The sequence below is a fragment of the Sphingorhabdus sp. Alg239-R122 genome, assembly GCF_900537065.1.
Lineage (GTDB): Bacteria > Pseudomonadota > Alphaproteobacteria > Sphingomonadales > Sphingomonadaceae > Alg239-R122.
In genome coordinates this window covers 347971-364721 of the sequence record NZ_UNRC01000001.1, presented here as the reverse complement: position 1 = coordinate 364721, position 16751 = coordinate 347971, and the positions used below count along the sequence as shown (strand labels likewise).

The window sequence follows — 16751 nt, the reverse complement described above, 5'->3', positions numbered from 1 at the left end:
CTTACAGCCGTTCCTCTATTTCCCCGCGAATGGCCGGGATTAACGAAGGATCTGCGTTCAGGTCCGCTTCCTCATCCAGTATGGCGAGGAAAACGGCTTTCTTGAAAGCTTTGACGGTCTGTGCTTCCAGTGTGTCATTGGATTCCAATGAGGTGGTAATCAGATCGATCATACGCTCCGCTCCGTGCAAACGACCCCACAGATAGTCATTTTCGCGGTAGGCGCGGCTAAAAAATGCGCCAAAGCTGTTAAATTCTATGCCTTTAAGTGTGGCCTCAGCGCCGCCAGCACGAATGGCCTGTGCATCATCGGGGGAAATGCGGTCGACTTTTATAGGATCGAATTCATTCAACCCTTCGCCCTGCAATAGCGACAATGTGGCAATGTCATAAAAAGGAAAGCCCAGATAGGCGAGCAGAAGTGACCGCCGTTCTTCCTTGGGCAGCAATTCAAGCGCCGTGGCAATTTTCTCATCGACAATTGCGTCAATCGTGATCAGGTCCCGGCGCTGTCCCAATTCGTCAATTGCCCTGGCGGGAGAGGTGAATGCAGTTTTGGCCAAATCGCTGAAATCCTTGCCGTCCTGCCCGCAGCCTTCGCGTTCCAGATACCGGGACAGGCATGCATAGATTGTGTCCTGCATTGCCACTACCGCATCGCCAGGGACCGCATCATTTGCGGCAATATCTTCGGACAGGCGGCGGGCGAGAAAGCGCAGGCGCCGGATGCGAAAACCAAGATCATGGGTACGGAAAAAAGTTATCGCTTCATCGGTTGCGCCGCCCTTGTCATCGGCGATCGAACCCAGGCCGCGCAATGTGAGTTCCGCCATGATACGGTCGCGAATGTCACTTTGCCGGGGCTTGTCCGTTCCTGAATAGGCACATAGTAAAGTTGCCGCGATCTCATCTGCAATCCCGGCCAGTTTGATATGACCGTATGAAGAATAGGTATAACCGGCCTGTGTTGCCGCCTTTTGCTGCGCCTTGCGCCGCCACGCGATAAGCCGCTTCGTGGTCGGGCTGTTCAGGAAAAATGTGCGCCCGAACAGTTTGTTGACAGCAGCCTCGACTTCACTGCGCAGTGCCTGTGTAATCTGCCGCATACGCAATATCCGGTTGGACCGCGCCTCGATCAGCTCCAAATCGTCACGGATGGGTTGCTCACGGGGAATGTCTGAAATTGCCCCGAATATGGTTGAGAAAAATCCGGGAGGCCCTTCGCTCCCGGGTAGGCTGCCATCCTTTTGCTGCTCAATATTCTGAAAATCTGGTTTGGGATCAATATAAACAAAGCGGCGGTCAATTTCGCGGTGGGCAGGGCGGTTGCGTAGTGCCGATACGGCCTGTGAAAACGGTGCATTGGCCAGAACCGAACCATCGATCAGAACCGCATCTTCCGCCGTGCCCATGGCATATTGCCGCGGCAATATGCGTTTCAGGAACACATCGCGGTTCGGCCATTCTTCCTGCTTGCGGGCCACGACCTTATCAATCTCTTTGACATTGAAAGCAGGAAAAGCGCCCGGAAAACTTGCCGTGGCCCGCGCAGCGAACACCAGTTCGGGCCGTTCGGCGAGGCGACGGCCACTGCCCACGATTTTGCGAAAGCCAATGGTGAGGCGATGCTCGGTCTCCACCACATTGCGCGGGCTGTGCAGCCGCAAATGTTGCAAGTGTCCGTGAAAATCGGTGACAGTTACAAACAGGTCGAGCGGCTGTCCGTCCGGAAGCAGTTTCGGGCCCTCTTCGCTTTCCGCCATGGCTTCGGTGGCATTGTATAGCAGGGTTGAAAATCCCGTGCCGCTAAAGGGTGGGGCAAACCAGCGTGCGCGAATGAGACTCGACATTTTGCTCTTCACTTCTCCTTGTGTTTCTTTGGCAACTGTCCGCTCCACGGCCCCGCCCTTGCGGGACAGGGCAAACCACGCGATCGGCTGCGCCCAAAACTTGGAAAAACGCGAGAATGGCCGCGCATCAGGGTCAAGCAGTACATCAATATCAGCACAGTCGAGCCAGAGCCGGGTGAGCGGTTCAAGTGATTGTCCGGTGGCAATGGCCTGCGCCAGGAATACACCATTGATACCGCCCGCACTCGCACCTGTAATAATATCGGGCAGGAATCGCATTTTCAGCCCTTTTTTACGGGCAATATGCTCAAACAGGTCGCGATATACGCCTTGACTGCCCTCTGCTTTCGGGGTTCCATCATGAAAATTACGGCTCGCCCGGGCAAGCCGCCAGACTTCTTTGGTAATGCCGTGCATATAGACGGCGAGGCTGATACCACCGTAGCAGATAAGGGCTATGCGAAGTTCACGTTGGCGCATAGATATTTAGTGCCATCATGCTGCGCTTCACGCAAGCTATAAGGCATTGATGTTCTATTTTTGTTCTGATATGGGCATGTTATGGCCAAAGCAAAGAAAAAATATGTGTGTCAGCAGTGCGGCAGTGTATCGTACAGGTGGCAGGGGCAATGCGCGGATTGCGGCGAATGGAATACATTGGCAGAGGAAGCCGCACCAACCGTTTTTTCTGCCAAGCATGATTTGCAGGGCGGCGGCCGTGCGGTTGAGTTAGTGGCTTTGGATGGTGATGTGGAACTTCCGCCTCGGCAGGAAACAGGGATAGCTGAATTTGACATTGCGCTGGGCGGGGGTCTGGTTGCTGGGTCTGCAACGCTGATGGGCGGTGATCCGGGTATCGGCAAGTCGACATTGCTGCTGCAGGCGTCCGCCAATCTGGCAAAACGCGGTCTGAATGTTGTCTATATCAGCGGCGAAGAGGCCGCTGATCAGGTGCGGCTGCGCGCGCGGCGGCTTGGGCTGGGTGATGCGCCGCTCAAATTGGCGTCGGCAACATCGGTGCGTGACATACTGACAACCCTGGGGAAGGATGATGTTCCCGATTTTCTTGTCATCGATTCAATTCAGACCATGCACAGCGATCAGATTGAAGGCGCACCCGGTACCGTCAGTCAGGTTCGGGCCTCTGCGCATGAACTGATCCGTTATGCCAAGCAAAGCGGTGCGGCGATGGTGCTGGTTGGCCATGTCACGAAAGACGGCAATATTGCGGGGCCGCGTGTGCTTGAACATATGGTGGATACTGTGATGAGCTTTGAGGGCGAGCGCAGCCACCAATACCGGATATTGCGGGCAATCAAGAACCGTTTTGGCGCGACGGACGAAATCGGTGTGTTTTCGATGCGTGAAGAAGGACTGACTGAAGTCAGCAACCCATCAGCACTGTTCCTGAGCGATCGGAGCGATGATGTTGCTGGCACAGCTGTTTTCCCCGCACTGGAGGGGACACGGCCCGTTCTGGTTGAAATACAGGCGCTCACCGTGCGTCTGGCCAGCGGAGCCACCCCGCGCCGAGCTGTTGTGGGCTGGGATAGCGGTAGGCTGGCGATGATATTGGCCGTGCTCGAATCGCGCTGCGGTCTCAGCTTTTCGTCATGCGAAGTCTATCTGAACATTGCGGGCGGATATAAAGTTTCCGACCCGGCGGCGGATATGGCAGTTGCAGGTGCACTCATCTCTGCTCTTGCCGAAAAACCGCTGCCGGGCGGTAGCATATTGTTTGGCGAAGTCGCGCTTTCCGGGGAAATCAGACCCGTGTCGCATGAGGCATTGCGCCTGCGTGAAGCGGCTAAACTGGGTTTTGACAGCGCCATTATGCCGTCTTCCAGTACAAAGCATGGCGGTGAGATGAAACTGCAACATATGCAAAAGCTTGCAAATCTCGTTGACCATTTGCTTGGGCGTGACTAGTCACGCCCATAATGACGGCACTTGATATCATTGTTCTCCTGCTGCTGGGTGGCGGAGCTATATTCGGCTTCATGCGCGGCTTTGTGCAGGAAGTGCTGTCGCTGCTCGCCTGGATATTCGCGATTGCCGCCATTTGGCTGTTTTATGAGCCTGTTGCTGCTTTCCTTGCCGGTATAATCGGGACTGAGGGCGGGGCATCGGTGCTTGGTTATGCTGCCGTGTTTATTGTCACCTATGTAATTGGTAAGTTCGTTGCAGGCTATGTGGGCGGTAAAACCCGGTCATCCCTGCTGGGGCCGATTGACCGGGTGTTGGGTTTTGGTTTTGGTGCGCTTAAGGGGTTGGCCATGGCCACCGCGGGCTTTATGCTTCTGACCATTGGTTATGAAACCGTATATTCCGCGCAAGAACGCCCCGACTGGATGACACAGTCGCGCACCTATACCCTGCTTAACGCCACGAGCAATGCCGTGATTGCCTATGTCGATAAACGACGCGGCAGGGGGCGTGATACGGAAGCGGAAGCAGAGGAATGACTAAACCACTTTATACGCGCGAAATTCTGCAGGCGGCGATGGCCCTCGCGGATTATCCTTTTGACACGGCGATGCCCCGCAAGGTGGAAATGCGATCCAAAACATGCGGCAGTGTGGTATGGATATCGCTATCTGTCGATCAGGAAAAGCGGATATCAGATATAGGTGTGAAGGCGCAGGCCTGCGCGTTGGGGCAGGCATCCGCAGCGGTGCTGACGCGTCATATAAAAGGACGCAGTCGCAGCGAAATTGATGCTGCCGGACAGGCATTGTCGGACTATCTACACGGCAAGATAGGGCGTCCCGGGACATGGCCAGAGGCAGACATGCTCATGTCAGCGCATGATTATCCGGCGCGCCGGGATTCAGTGTTATTGCCGTGGCGCGCTGCGCTTGCTGCCATGGACGAAGGAAAAGGCTGAAGATGGAACATGGCCATGCAGACATGTTTCTGTCGGGGTTCATACTTCTTGCCGCGGCACTTTTTTTCGTCCTGATATTCCGCAAGTTCGGGATTGGCGCGGTGCTGGGCTATCTGGTTGCTGGTATGCTTATTGGTCCAGAAGTACTGGGCCTGGTCGATGATGCGGAAACGATCGTGGGCTTTGCCGAATTGGGTATTATCCTGCTGCTCTTCCTGGTTGGCTTAGAGCTCGCACCATCGCAGCTTTGGCGCATGAAGCGTGATATATTCGGGCTTGGCATGTCGCAGGTGATACTGTGCGGTATCGCGATATTCGCGGCGGTTTACCTGCTGACCAATTTCACATGGCAGGCGGCTTTGGTAATCGGCCTGCCGCTTGCGCTGTCATCCACGGCGCAGGTGCTGCCATTACTTAAATCGGAAGGGCGGCTCAATACCCCGGCAGGGCGAAAGGCTTTTTCCATTCTGCTGTTTCAGGATATTTCGATTGTTCCGCTCCTGACCATAGTCGCCGCGCTGTCGCGTGCACCAGTAGAAGGAGAAGGAACAGCAGGCTGGCTCATTGCTCTTTATTCAGCGCTGGCGGTTATCGGCCTTGTTCTGACGGGGCGTTATATACTTGCGCCGATGCTCAAACTGATCGGCCGTGTGGCTGAGCGTGAACTGTTTATCGTTGCGGGCCTCTTTGCGGTGTTTGGCAGTGCTGCTTTGATGAATTATCTGGGGCTGTCGCCTGCGCTGGGCGCATTTGTTGCCGGCGTCATGCTGGCAGATTCCCCTTTCCGGCACGAACTCGAAGCCGATATCGACCCGTTCCGCTCGATTCTGCTCGGCCTGTTTTTCATGGGCGTAGGTATGATGCTCGATTTGAGTGTAATCTGGGATAACCCGGCATTTGTGGTCGGCATGGCGGCTTTGCTGATTGCCATCAAGGTCGCGATTATCTTTGGTTTGGGTAAGGCATTTGGCATGAAAAGTCAGCCAGCTTTTGTGCTGGGCCTGCTTTTGAGTCAGGGCGGTGAATTCGGCTTCGTGCTGTTTGCAGCGGCTGAAACTGCAATGCTTATCGAAAGTGAGGCTTCCAGCCTGTTTGGCGCGGTAATCACACTATCGATGGCAACCACGCCTTTCCTCATGCTGCTTGCGAAAAGGTTGGGCGGTGTCAAATCTTCGGTTCGCTCTGATATTGAGGATCCTGAAAAGGCCCCGCGTTCCAGTGCCATTGTTGTCGGCCATGGCCGTTTTGGCCAGACAGTTTCGCAGATATGCGCAGGTGCGGATATTTCAGTGACATTGATCGATTCAAAACCTGAGCAAATTGATACGAGCAGCGAATATGGCCGCAAGGTCTTTTACGGCGACGGCACGCGTGTTGACTTGCTGCGCAAGGCAGGGGCGGAAGAAGCGTGCATGCTATTTTTCTGCATGGATGGACGTGATTTTGGGCCGGAGCAGATTGGGCCTATTGCAACGAGCTTTCCAAATGCGATGATTTATGTACGTGCGTTTGACCGGATGCATCTGCTGCGGCTTAAAGGTACAGATATTGATGGCGCTCAACGCGAATTGATGGAATCAGCAATCAAAATGGGCCGTGATGCATTACTGAAATACGGTCTAGCCAAGGACAAGGTAAATGGTCTGGTCAATGAATTCCGCCGCCGGGACCTGGAACGCCTGAAAATGCAGCATGAGGCGGGCGATATGAAAGCGGGGCTGCATATGAGTTTTGGCGGCGATATGTCCGCCGGTTTTGATATGGAAACCATCGAAAATGAACAGAGCGTCAAGGGCAGCGATTAAGCTAGCCTGTTCGGTATCAGGTGTTTGCCAGCTCGTCACCCAGAAAAGCGGCAACATCAGCCAAATCGGTGCCCTGTGACAGAAAAGTGTCACCGATGGAGCGCATTAGCAACAGCGGTACATCGCCCTGAACAACTTTCTTGTCATGCTGCATGTGCGCGGCCAGAGCTGTGCCGGTGGTCTGCATGGCAATATCGCCGAGACTAGCGGGCAAGCCGCTTTGCACCAGATGATGCGCAATGCGTTCCGCTTCGGTGTGTCCGATATAGCCTCTACGTACCGAATACCGGGCGGCCAGGGCCATGCCTGCCGCGACAGCTTCCCCGTGGATCAATATGTCACCAAAACCGGTTTCCGCTTCCAGCGCATGGCCGAATGTATGCCCAAGGTTGAGCAATGCACGGCGGCCGCTAAGCTCGCGTTCATCCTCCGACACAATCTGCGCCTTGGCGTTGATGCTGTGTGATATTGCCCTGATACGTGCCGCCTTGTCGCCTGCGAGCAATGCACCACCATTTCCTTCGCACCAAGCAAAAAAATCTGCATCGCCAATCAGACCATATTTGACCACTTCAGCATAGCCTGCACGAAGCTCCCGCTCAGGTAATGTATCCAACATGTCGGGGTCGATAAGAACAAACGCGGGCTGGTGAAACAGACCCACCAGATTCTTCCCCGTCTCGCTGTTAATCGCGGTTTTCCCGCCCACACTGCTATCTACCTGCGCCAGCAATGTGGTCGGGATTTGTACAAAATTACAGCCCCGTTTCACGATGGCGCTGGCGAAACCGGCAATGTCACCGATCACACCGCCGCCCAATGCGACGATATGATCGGCGCGTTCCGTACCTTCGCGGATCAGCCAGTCGCATATAGCCTCCAGATTCTGCCAGCTTTTGCTGGCTTCCCCTGCGGGCAGGATGAAAACCTCTGCATTCACGCCTGCTGCGGACAGGCTTTCACGTATACGCTGCCAGTAAAGGTCGTGAACATTCGCGTCAGTGATGAAAAGCAGGCGGCGCTGTGCTGTATAAGGTTCCAGCAAGGCCGCAATGTTGGCAAGTGCGCCATTTTCAATATGGACGTTATAACTGCGCCCGCCCAGCGCGACATTTATGATTTCCATTCTTGGATCGCCTTTATGATTTCCTTTGCCATGCGGTTATGCGGGCCTGTTTGGCTTGTTACGTGCACATGCGCCTTGGCATAAAACGGGTTTCTTTTTTTTGCCAGGTCGGTCAGAATTTCCTGTGCATTGCCGCCCCGTAGCAGCGGGCGTGTGTCGCGGCGATTCACGCGCTCAACCAGGGTGTCAATATTGGCGTCCAGCCATACGGCTATGCCGCGCTCAAGTATGAGCGCACGCGTTTCGTCATTAATGAAAGCGCCGCCACCTGTGGCGATGACTTGCGGACGGTCCTCAATCAGGCGGGCGATCACACGTCGTTCGCCATCACGAAAATATTCTTCGTCAAATTCTTCAAAAATTTCGGCAATCGACATCGCGGCGGCGTCTTCAATTTCGTTGTCAGCATCGACGAAATCCAGCTTCAGCATGGCGGCAAGACGGCGGCCAACGGTGGATTTGCCAACACCCATCAGGCCCACCAATATGATGGGTCTATCGATTGTCAGGTCATCGGGCCTGTAATTTTCTGTGGCTTTGCGCTTTTCGTTCATTGCCCGTCAGCGTATAGATGCGCTAGGGCAGTGTGCAAGAGCGCTGTCATATATTATTTACTGGCCAGTGCCTGCCAAATCTAGCAAGTCCGGATGAAGACATGACAATTTTGAACGAACGCAAGAAACGCCGCAGCCCCGCTGCACTTAAATGGATAATCGCATTGGCGCTCATTATCGGCTTTTTCTACCTGCTTTACTTCTGGGGTGGGGAGCAGCCGGTCGAACAGATTGAACAGCCCATTGAGATAAGTGACATAGAGCAGGCCTGATGCAGACTCCGCGTTACAAATCCCTGTTATTTTGCGGCCTTGCTTTTGCCGCACTGACCGTGCCGGCATATAGCGCACTACAGGGACAGGCTGAAGACGCACCCGAATCGCTGTTGCCACCAGGATTTGGCGACCCGGCTCCCGCGCCTGCTCCTTCACCAACTCCCGAGCCTTCGCCTGCACCTTCACAGTCACCGGCTCCGTCTCCTGCGCCATCCACAGGGCCGCAGGTGGCACCGGCCAATCCTGTCACGCCTGTACCAGCACCATCGGATAACAATGTGCCTGATAGTGCGCCGGCAGATGCGTCATCACCTTCACCGGTGGCGAGTGTAGAAGAGCTGCCCGAAGACACATCGGAAGAATTCACATCGGCTCGTGTTATCTATGACCTGCCTACGCGCGCGCAGCGTTCGCTTGATCAGATCGGGATAATCGGCATTGATCAGGGCGGTTTCCCAAATGATAGTTTCGCGACGACGGATGGTCAGTATCTTACCAAGCTGATCAACAATATTGATGGGCCAGTTCTGTCGCGCTGGGGATCAATATTGCTGCGCCGCGCGTTGGTTTCGCAGGTACAGACACCTGGCGGCGTCAATGGTGCAGACTGGGCTGCTGCCCGCGCGGCATTATTGTTGAAAATGGGTGAGACAGCCAATGCGCGGATGATGTTACAAAATGTGGACACGCGTAATTTCAATGCCCGCCTGTACCGAGTGGCCATGGACACGTATCTTGCCAATGCTGACCCCAGCGGGCTGTGCCCGATTGTCGCAGGTGGCTCTGAAGCATCGGATGATGTGAAATGGGATATGAGCCGGGCTATATGCTCGTCATTTTCTGGAGAGCAAAGCGCAGCGACATCGCGTATTGACCGGCTTAACCGTCAGGAAAAAGCGTCGCAAATCGACTTGTTGCTTGCAGAAAAAGCAGTTGGGGCAGGGGTAAATGGCCGCCGCGCTGTCACCATCAAATGGGATGATGTGAATGAATTGACGCCATGGCGTTACGGCCTGGCGCTGGCCACAGGTATCCAGCCGCCAATCGAACTTTTTAACAAGGCCGATGTCAAATACCGCGCTTGGCAGGCAATAGCGCCCATGTCCCCAATTGAAGAGAGAATTGCGTCTGCGGATGTTGCCGCGGCTATGGGCGTACTGTCGAGCCGGGCCATGGTTGACTTGTACAGTGCCGCTTACGCGAGCGGTGAAACCGCCGATAATGTTCGTGCCCAGGCGGCATTGCTGCGCAATGCATATGCCAATCAGGACATGTCGACCCGACTTAGTTCGATGACGAGTATCTGGGGCCGTTCGAGCGATCCCAGTGCAGTTTATGCCATGCTTGTGCTGACATCACATGCCGCGGCGCGCTTTCCAGTGTCTCCTGATTATAGCGAAGAAGCTTCACGGCTGATCGCATCCATGCTTAGCGCCGGGTTTGACCGTAACGCCATGCGATGGAGCGGTACAGTCGAAAACGGTAGCGATGGATGGGCAATGCTGGCCATTGCCAACCCGGAACCTGCAAATGCTGAAAGCTATGACGCGCTCGATGATTATTACGACAATGATTATAGCGAAGAAAGCCGCAAGAGCGGTTTCCTGCTGGCTGCACTTGCTGGTCTGGAGCGTATTTCAGGCGAAGACCGTGACAGTTTTGCAGAAAAACTCGAAATAAATCTGGAAAGCACTTCACGCTGGGCACGCGCAATAACAAGGGCGGCGGATACCGGTGAAGCTGCGCATGTCGCATTGCTCGCAGGGGCCGGCATGCAGGGGGCGGATTGGTCAAAAATGTCGGCAACGCACCTCTACCATATTGTCAGCGCGCTGAACAAAGTGGGTTTGAACGCAGAGGCACGGATGATAGCGGCCGAGGCGATAGCGCGCGGATAGCTTAAACCTGTGCGCAAAAAAGTAACATATGACGCATGATGATACAGTCCTGATTGATAATTTCCTGGAAATGATGGCGGTCGAACGCGGTTCCAGTGTCAACACTCTTGCTGCGTACAGACGCGACCTGGAAGGTGCGTCGGATATACTGGCTGCCGGGCTGACACAGGCAAAGCGGCAAGATATTGAAAAACTGGTAGCGTCATGGTCAGGACTGGCGGCGAGTACACTGGCGCGTAAGACATCAGCGCTGCGGCAATATTTTGGCTACCTGGTCGATGAGGCGATAATTGCGGATGATCCATCCAGTGCATTGCCTAAGCCAGGTGCACGTCAGAGCCTACCCAAAGTGCTGGGCAGGGATGACATGGACAGGATTTTCGCAATTCTCGAGGCGAAAGCGGGTAATCCCAAGGCTGGTGACAAGGATTTGCGGCTATTGGCGCTGATTGAGTTGCTTTATGGTTCCGGGCTCCGCGCAAGTGAGCTGGTGGAACTGCCTTATAATGCATTTTTATCAGATCGGCCTTTGCTGGCGATCAAAGGTAAGGGCGGCCATCAGCGGATGGTGCCGATATCGAAGCGCGCACGGGCGGCGGTGGCGCGCTGGCGGGCAACATTGCCAGAAGACAGCAAGTGGCTGTTTCCTTCACGTGCCGGGCATTTGTCACGTATTCGCCTGTACCAGATGGTAAAGGAACTCGCCGCCGAAGCGGGCATTGATCCAGCCACCGTTAGTCCGCATGTTCTGCGCCACGCATTTGCGACACATTTACTTGAGGGTGGTGCTGATTTGCGGGTGCTGCAGACGTTGCTCGGTCATGCTGACATATCCACGACGCAAATCTATACGCACGTGGACAGCAAGCGCCTGGTGGAATTGGTAAATGCCCGGCATCCACTGACCAAAATACGGCCATGAGAACGGCTTTTATCTGTGCATGATGGCCGCTGCGCATTGACGCACAGGCTGGTGCGTTCTAACCCCGTTACAAATATTACAGGATTGATATGACAAGCTATCTTGAATTTGAAAAACCCATTGCCGAACTGGATGAACGGATTTCCGAATTACAGGAAACCGCTGATAATGGCGAGCTGGACATAGCCGCTGACCTCAAACGGTTACAGAAAAAATCAGAGCGTTTATTAAAATCTACATATAAGTCATTGACACCATGGCAGAAAACACAAGTGGCTCGTCACCCGCAACGTCCGCATTTCCAGAACTATATTACCCATATTTTTGAAGAGTTTGAACCACTGGCCGGTGACCGGGCTTTTGGCGACGACCAGGCAATCATGGGCGGATTTGCCAAAATCGATGGCCGCCGCGTCATGGTTATTGGCCATGAAAAGGGAAATACCACCGAAAGCCGGATCAAGCATAATTTCGGTATGGGAAAGCCTGAAGGATATCGCAAGGCCATCCGCCTGATGGAACTGGCTGACCGCTTTCACCTGCCGGTCGTGACGCTGGTGGATACATCTGGCGCTTTTCCGGGAATTGAGGCGGAAGAACGCGGCCAGGCCGAGGCAATCGCGCGCTCGACCCAGACCTGCCTCAGTTTGCATGTACCCATGGTGGCGTGTATTGTTGGGGAAGGCGGTTCAGGCGGTGCAGTTGCTCTTGCATCTGCTGAACGTGTGTTGATGTATGAGCATGCCGTTTATTCTGTTATTTCACCGGAAGGCTGCGCGTCGATATTGTGGCGCACGGCGGACAAGGCGAGTGAAGCGGCAACCGCGATGAAAGTGACTGCAGCGGACCTGAAAAAACTGGGTGTTATTGACGAGATTGTCCCGGAGCCTGTGGGGGGCGCACACCGCGACCATGAACAGGCCTGTGTGGCTCTCAAAACCGCTATATTAAAGCATCTTGATGAGCTGTCGGGGCTGTCCGACAGCGAGCTTTTGCAAGCTCGGCATCAGAAATTCCTCTCGCTCGGGGAATTGTAAACTTTTTCCATCTTACGGAAAAAAGGAACTTTTTGGTTTGCCAGCGCTTGTTTTCAGATAAGGTCCTGTCATTAAGAGAGGATAAATGGAGGAAATATCATGGCACGCAAATTTGTGACAATGGCAACGGCTACATCTACACTCATGCTGGCGGCTTGCATGGGCTCAGGCACCGGGGGAACGCAATCAGCTTCGTCGCAATCAGCGTCATCAAATGCGCCGCAGCAAGTTAAAAGCATTACAGCGGAAGAAAAAAAACTGGGTGACCAGTATCATCCGCAGCTTGTTTCGCAATATGGTGGTAGCTTTGATGCGCCGCAGGCAGCCTATGTCGAAACTGTGGGTAAGAATATTGCCGTGCAGTCCGGCCTGGGGAATGCGCGCAGCGATTTTACAGTTACACTGCTCAATTCACCGGTGAACAATGCTTTCGCGATTCCGGGTGGTTATGTTTATGTAACGCGCCAGCTTCTCGCACTTATGAATGATGAAGCTGAGCTGGCTGGCGTTCTGGGTCATGAAGTCGGCCATGTCGCGGCCCGACACTCGCAAAAACGCCAGAAAAGGGCGCAGCGCAACAGCATCTTTGGTGCGATTGGCCAGATAGCCTCTGCTGTTTTGCTGGGCAATTCGGCTGCAGGGCGTCTGGGGCAGCAGCTTTTTGGAACCGGCAGCCAGCTGTTAACGCTCAAATATTCACGCAATCAGGAAACCGAAGCGGATGATCTGGGGATCCAGTATCTCAATTCTGCAGGATATGATCCAAAGGCACTATCCAGCATGCTGGCTTCCCTTGCCGCGCAAAGCTCGATTGATGCACGTGTTTCGGGCCGCGAAGCACGCAATGTGCCCGCGTGGGCCAGTACGCACCCGGATCCGGCGAAACGCGTAAGTCGCGCGCTGCAAAAAGCAGGTGCGAATTCGAGCGGCGTGCGTAACCGCGAAGTCTTTTTGAACAGGATTGACGGTGTTCTTTACGGCGATGACCCTCAACAAGGCGTTGTCGAAGGCACGACATTCCTGCATCCGGACATGCGTTTTACCTTCACTGCGCCAACTGGATTCGGTCTGCAAAACACCACGACGGCAGTTGGCATTACCGGTCAGAGTGGGCAAGGACAGCTGACCTTGCTGCCATATAACGGCAATTTGCGTAACTATGTGGAAAGCGCGTTCAAAAAAGTGGGCGGTGACAAGACGCAACTCAACTATGGCAATATCCAGTCAACAACGGTCAATGGCTTACCCGCGGCCTATTCCACGGCTCGGGTAAATAATGGCCAGCAACAGGTGGATGTAGCTGTCTTTGCCTATGAGTTTTCAAAAAGTAGGGCGCTGCACTTTGTGACGATCACGCCTGCGGGTCGCGGGCAGACGTTTAATAGCATGTATTCAAGCATGCGCCGCTTGAGCGCAAATGAAGCGGCGCAGATCAAACCGCGCAAGCTGGATGTTGTCACTGTCAAATCCGGCGACACCGTTTCGGGTTTTGCACGGCGTATGGCCTATACTCAGTTGCAGACAGAGCGCTTCCTTGCGTTGAACGGGTTGTCACGTAATGCGCAACTGCGTGCAGGACAGCGCGTGAAAGTCGTGACATACTAAAGCCCGCATTCTTTCTGCGGACATAGGATAAAATAAAAAAGGCGGCAGTTTTCACTGCCGCCTTTCTTGTCTTTAACCAATTACCGATTAGTTATTGGCTTTATCGGTGCCTTCTTTCATTTCAGCAGCCGTTGTGCCGAATGTGTCGGTCAGCTGGTTGCCAAGGCCCTGCATTGCTGTAATAGCAGCAACTGCGATCAGAGCAGCAATCAGGCCGTATTCAATTGCAGTAGCGCCTTTTTTATCAGCGATAAGATTCTTTACATATGACATTTTGGTCTCCTTAGGTTTCACTTCATATTACCCGGTCAAAACGATATTAAACGGATTGACTATCGTCGGTTTAGCTAGAAATTCCTTACAAATTCTTAATCCAAAAAGGAAAATCCGCACCAGTCAGTTGTCGTTTCTGTCAAACCCTTCTGAAACAGCGTTCATTGTGTTTGACGTTTCCTGACCCAGTACAATAAGGCCGGAAATCATTGCGATGGCTATCAGCGCCGCAATCAACCCATATTCGATCGCAGTGGCACCTTTTTTATCGGTGCTGAGCTTTCTGAATGTATTGAACATTGATTTTCCTTTGCCCCTCATTTCTAACAACCCCGTTTTCTGGCAAAAAGTTTAATGAAAAGTTGATGGAGTGAAATAAATTGCAAAAAAATCCGACATTGCTCCACGTGGTGGCTGCGGCATTTGTGGATGTAGATGGCAAAGTGTTGCTGCAAAAACGGCCGCAAACAACTTCAATGGCAGGACTTTGGGAATTCCCGGGTGGGAAGATAGAAGCAGGGGAAACTCCGGAAGATGCGTTGGTACGCGAACTAGATGAGGAATTGGGTGTCACAGTCAATATAGCCGATCTGACCCCTACCTGCTTTGCAAGCGATGCATTGGGGGACGGGCACCTTGTGCTACTCTTATATATATGCCGGCGATGGACGGGGGAAATAAAAGCACTGCATGCTGCCGATATCATCTGGACGGAGGTGCAGGAGATGGAGAAGCTGCCGATGCCACCCGCCGACAGGCCACTTGTGCAGGCGCTGCAAAGGTGGATTTAGGTAAAAATGGCAAAACCGGTAAAATATCGGTTGCAAGGCGTCCATACAATCGCTAGTTCCGCCCAACGCAGACACAATGCTTGGTTATCAAACACTGTGGCTGCATAAACGACCATCCTGATTTTGCGGATAATCGTTTGAAAATTAAGTGCGCGCCCGTAGCTCAGCTGGATAGAGCACCAGACTACGAATCTGGGGGCCGGGCGTTCGAATCGCTCCGGGCGCACCATTTTCCTCTTTTTATGAACTCAAGTTTCAATCGATGCGATGCACCGATAAGAGGAAAATTGCGCTTTGTTGCTACGTGAGCATCCATTGATGCCTTGTTTCATTTGGCAAGCCTGCCTATCTTGTCAGGATATTGAACAAGGGGGCAGACAATGCAGCCAGATGAAATGGATAGCGACGAGAATCTGGGGAGGAAATCAAAAATTCCTGTGCCTGATGATGTTCAGGACGCGATCCGGACATTGATCAGATGGTCAGGTGACGATCCAGGGCGTGAAGGTTTGCTTGATACACCAAAACGGGTTGCGCGGGCCTGGAAAGAATATTGTCAGGGCTATGATGATGACCCTGCGGTGCACTTGCAGCGTACATTTGAAGAAGTCGGTGGTTATGATGAGCTGGTTCTGCTGAAGGATATCCCATTCCAGTCGCATTGCGAGCACCATATGGCACCGATTATCGGCACTGCGTCCATCGCCTATATGCCATCGGAACGCGTTGTCGGCATATCGAAGCTGGCGCGGGTATTAAACGGTTATGCGCGGCGTTTACAGGTACAGGAACGTCTTACAGCAGAAGTCGCGCAATGTATTTGGGATCATCTAAAGCCCCAGGGTGTCGCCGTAGTCATATGTGCGAGTCATAGCTGTATGACAGCAAGAGGCGTCAGGACACCGGGCGTTAGAATGATGACCTCGCGTCTGCTCGGATGTTTTCTGGATGATGCACGTAGCCGGGAAGAAGTGCTCAGCCTTATGGGATATTAGGCAAAGGGCGGCACACCCGCGACTGTCAATATTTTCGACAAAAAGGCCTGTGAGATGAATGTCTCGCAGGCCTTTTTGTTCGTATTGTCCGAATGGTTACATGTTTTCGAGCATATATTCCGCTGAACTGACCTTGAAATCACCGGGCGCTTCGACGTGGAGCTGTTCCACCATGCCATCGTTCACCACCATGGAGAAACGCTGGCCGCGTGTGCCCATGCCGAAACCGCTGCCATCCATTTCCAGGCCGAGCTGCTTGACAAAGTCTGCATTGCCATCGGCTAGCATGGTGACAGCTTCCGATCCGGCGGCATCTTTCCATGCGTTCATCACAAAGGCGTCATTCACGGCGGTGCAGGCAATTTCTTCAACTCCTTGGGCCTTGAGCTCTTCCGCTTTTTCAACAAAGCCCGGCAAATGTTTTGCAGAGCAAGTTGGGGTGAAAGCGCCTGGGACGGAAAAAAGTGCCACCTTCCTGCCAGCGAAATAATCATCGGTGGCAACCTGCTCAGGGCCGTTTTCTGTTGCTTTGACAAGGTTTGCGCTGGGGAGTTTGTCGCCTTGGGAGATCATGGAAAAATCCTTTCGGTAAGAGGCTGTGGGAGTGATAAATTATTGCCTGCCCTATCTTGTGATGATGCAGGTTATTTTCAACCAGGATTTTCTGTTTCCAGATTATAAACTGTCGGCAATTTATCATATAAAGAATTCTTTATATCTTATCCAAGTTTCGT

General features: G+C 53.4%; 17 protein-coding genes and 1 tRNA gene. 12 read left to right on the top strand and 6 right to left on the bottom strand.

The genetic code is table 11. From position 1 onward, the window contains the following. Position 1 precedes the first annotated feature (1 nt). Positions 2–2329, bottom strand: a complete 2328-nt coding sequence (locus G6Q15_RS01705) for a patatin-like protein (protein WP_164114940.1) — start codon at positions 2327–2329, stop codon at positions 2–4. 81 nt (positions 2330–2410) lie between these two features. Between G6Q15_RS01705 and radA the strand changes: the two genes are divergently transcribed. From radA to G6Q15_RS01685, 4 genes are read left to right on the top strand one after another with little or no spacing between them, the layout of a single operon-like run. Continuing rightward, a complete protein-coding gene (gene radA / locus G6Q15_RS01700; RefSeq protein ID WP_164114938.1) occupies positions 2411–3778 on the top strand; it encodes a DNA repair protein RadA in 1368 nt (455 codons plus the stop codon). Between the two features lie 11 nt (positions 3779–3789). Beyond that, positions 3790–4314 carry a CvpA family protein gene (locus G6Q15_RS01695; RefSeq protein ID WP_164114936.1) on the top strand — a complete coding sequence of 175 codons (525 nt, stop codon included), beginning with the start codon at positions 3790–3792 and terminating at the stop codon, positions 4312–4314. Then, entirely contained in the window at positions 4311–4736 is a 426-nt protein-coding gene (locus G6Q15_RS01690; protein ID WP_164114934.1) for an iron-sulfur cluster assembly scaffold protein, read from the top strand. The genes G6Q15_RS01695 and G6Q15_RS01690 overlap by 4 nt, the downstream gene beginning before the upstream one ends. 2 nt (positions 4737–4738) lie before the next feature. Then, positions 4739–6541: a monovalent cation:proton antiporter-2 (CPA2) family protein gene (locus G6Q15_RS01685; protein WP_164114933.1), complete on the top strand. Its 1803-nt coding sequence runs from the start codon at positions 4739–4741 to the stop codon at positions 6539–6541. Between the two features lie 16 nt (positions 6542–6557). Here G6Q15_RS01685 and aroB read toward each other — a convergent pair whose 3' ends face one another. Together aroB and G6Q15_RS01675 are read right to left on the bottom strand one after the other, a co-directional pair. Then, positions 6558–7667 carry a 3-dehydroquinate synthase gene (aroB, locus tag G6Q15_RS01680; RefSeq protein ID WP_164114931.1) on the bottom strand — a complete coding sequence of 370 codons (1110 nt, stop codon included), beginning with the start codon at positions 7665–7667 and terminating at the stop codon, positions 6558–6560. Then, entirely contained in the window at positions 7655–8221 is a 567-nt protein-coding gene (locus G6Q15_RS01675; RefSeq protein ID WP_164114929.1) for a shikimate kinase, read from the bottom strand. Before G6Q15_RS01675 ends, aroB begins: the two co-directional genes overlap by 13 nt. 101 nt (positions 8222–8322) lie before the next feature. On the opposite strand from G6Q15_RS01675, the gene G6Q15_RS01670 reads away from it, so the two are divergent. The 5 genes from G6Q15_RS01670 (at position 8323) to G6Q15_RS01650 (ending at position 13958) form a co-directional block, all read left to right on the top strand. Next, entirely contained in the window at positions 8323–8493 is a 171-nt protein-coding gene (locus G6Q15_RS01670) for a hypothetical protein (protein WP_164114927.1), read from the top strand. Beyond that, the gene (locus tag G6Q15_RS12265) at positions 8493–10394 is read left to right on the top strand and encodes a hypothetical protein (protein ID WP_164114926.1); all 1902 of its coding nucleotides are present in this window, start codon (positions 8493–8495) and stop codon (positions 10392–10394) included. The genes G6Q15_RS01670 and G6Q15_RS12265 overlap by 1 nt, the downstream gene beginning before the upstream one ends. 28 nt (positions 10395–10422) lie before the next feature. Beyond that, positions 10423–11316: a tyrosine recombinase gene (locus G6Q15_RS01660; RefSeq protein WP_164114925.1), complete on the top strand. Its 894-nt coding sequence runs from the start codon at positions 10423–10425 to the stop codon at positions 11314–11316. Between the two features lie 89 nt (positions 11317–11405). Next, a complete protein-coding gene (locus G6Q15_RS01655) occupies positions 11406–12353 on the top strand; it encodes an acetyl-CoA carboxylase carboxyltransferase subunit alpha (protein ID WP_164114923.1) in 948 nt (315 codons plus the stop codon). 159 nt (positions 12354–12512) lie between these two features. After that, positions 12513–13958 carry a M48 family metalloprotease gene (locus G6Q15_RS01650; protein ID WP_240330700.1) on the top strand — a complete coding sequence of 482 codons (1446 nt, stop codon included), beginning with the start codon at positions 12513–12515 and terminating at the stop codon, positions 13956–13958. 87 nt (positions 13959–14045) lie between these two features. Here G6Q15_RS01650 and G6Q15_RS01645 read toward each other — a convergent pair whose 3' ends face one another. Together G6Q15_RS01645 and G6Q15_RS01640 are read right to left on the bottom strand one after the other, a co-directional pair. Further along, complete coding sequence (locus G6Q15_RS01645) at positions 14046–14231, bottom strand: Flp family type IVb pilin (protein WP_164114921.1); 186 nt, start codon at positions 14229–14231, stop codon at positions 14046–14048. Positions 14232–14354: 123 nt separating this feature from the next. Continuing rightward, positions 14355–14531, bottom strand: coding sequence for a Flp family type IVb pilin (locus tag G6Q15_RS01640; protein ID WP_164114913.1), 177 nt, complete (start codon positions 14529–14531; stop codon positions 14355–14357). Between the two features lie 80 nt (positions 14532–14611). Here G6Q15_RS01640 and G6Q15_RS01635 point away from each other — a divergent pair, with 80 nt between their 5' ends. The 3 genes from G6Q15_RS01635 to folE all read left to right on the top strand — a co-directional run bounded on the left by G6Q15_RS01635 (position 14612) and on the right by folE (position 16017). Next, positions 14612–15022 carry a (deoxy)nucleoside triphosphate pyrophosphohydrolase gene (locus G6Q15_RS01635; protein WP_275897582.1) on the top strand — a complete coding sequence of 137 codons (411 nt, stop codon included), beginning with the start codon at positions 14612–14614 and terminating at the stop codon, positions 15020–15022. Between the two features lie 152 nt (positions 15023–15174). Beyond that, positions 15175–15251 (top strand) — tRNA-Arg (locus G6Q15_RS01630). Positions 15252–15402: 151 nt separating this feature from the next. Continuing rightward, positions 15403–16017, top strand: a complete 615-nt coding sequence (folE, locus tag G6Q15_RS01625) for a GTP cyclohydrolase I FolE (RefSeq protein ID WP_205518061.1) — start codon at positions 15403–15405, stop codon at positions 16015–16017. A 96-nt stretch (positions 16018–16113) separates the two neighbouring features. Here folE and G6Q15_RS01620 read toward each other — a convergent pair whose 3' ends face one another. Then, positions 16114–16590, bottom strand: a complete 477-nt coding sequence (locus G6Q15_RS01620) for a peroxiredoxin (RefSeq protein ID WP_164114911.1) — start codon at positions 16588–16590, stop codon at positions 16114–16116. Positions 16591–16751 lie beyond the last annotated feature (161 nt).

Excerpts from the sequence above, each read along its gene's own strand:
- G6Q15_RS01690 (WP_164114934.1), top strand. The coding sequence starts at position 4,311 with ATGACTAAACCACTTTATACGCGCGAAATTCTGCAGGCGGCGATGGCC.
- G6Q15_RS01655 (WP_164114923.1), top strand. The coding sequence starts at position 11,406 with ATGACAAGCTATCTTGAATTTGAAAAACCCATTGCCGAACTGGATGAA.
- G6Q15_RS01685 (WP_164114933.1), top strand. The coding sequence starts at position 4,739 with ATGGAACATGGCCATGCAGACATGTTTCTGTCGGGGTTCATACTTCTT.
- G6Q15_RS01695 (WP_164114936.1), top strand. The coding sequence starts at position 3,790 with ATGACGGCACTTGATATCATTGTTCTCCTGCTGCTGGGTGGCGGAGCT.
- G6Q15_RS01650 (WP_240330700.1), top strand. The coding sequence starts at position 12,513 with ATGGGCTCAGGCACCGGGGGAACGCAATCAGCTTCGTCGCAATCAGCG.
- G6Q15_RS01620 (WP_164114911.1), bottom strand. The coding sequence starts at position 16,590 with ATGATCTCCCAAGGCGACAAACTCCCCAGCGCAAACCTTGTCAAAGCA.
- G6Q15_RS01660 (WP_164114925.1), top strand. The coding sequence starts at position 10,423 with ATGACGCATGATGATACAGTCCTGATTGATAATTTCCTGGAAATGATG.
- G6Q15_RS01670 (WP_164114927.1), top strand. The coding sequence starts at position 8,323 with ATGACAATTTTGAACGAACGCAAGAAACGCCGCAGCCCCGCTGCACTT.
- G6Q15_RS01645 (WP_164114921.1), bottom strand. The coding sequence starts at position 14,231 with ATGTCATATGTAAAGAATCTTATCGCTGATAAAAAAGGCGCTACTGCA.
- G6Q15_RS01705 (WP_164114940.1), bottom strand. The coding sequence starts at position 2,329 with ATGCGCCAACGTGAACTTCGCATAGCCCTTATCTGCTACGGTGGTATC.
- radA (WP_164114938.1), top strand. The coding sequence starts at position 2,411 with ATGGCCAAAGCAAAGAAAAAATATGTGTGTCAGCAGTGCGGCAGTGTA.
- aroB (WP_164114931.1), bottom strand. The coding sequence starts at position 7,667 with ATGGAAATCATAAATGTCGCGCTGGGCGGGCGCAGTTATAACGTCCAT.
- G6Q15_RS01640 (WP_164114913.1), bottom strand. The coding sequence starts at position 14,531 with ATGTTCAATACATTCAGAAAGCTCAGCACCGATAAAAAAGGTGCCACT.
- G6Q15_RS12265 (WP_164114926.1), top strand. The coding sequence starts at position 8,493 with ATGCAGACTCCGCGTTACAAATCCCTGTTATTTTGCGGCCTTGCTTTT.
- folE (WP_205518061.1), top strand. The coding sequence starts at position 15,403 with ATGCAGCCAGATGAAATGGATAGCGACGAGAATCTGGGGAGGAAATCA.
- G6Q15_RS01675 (WP_164114929.1), bottom strand. The coding sequence starts at position 8,221 with ATGAACGAAAAGCGCAAAGCCACAGAAAATTACAGGCCCGATGACCTG.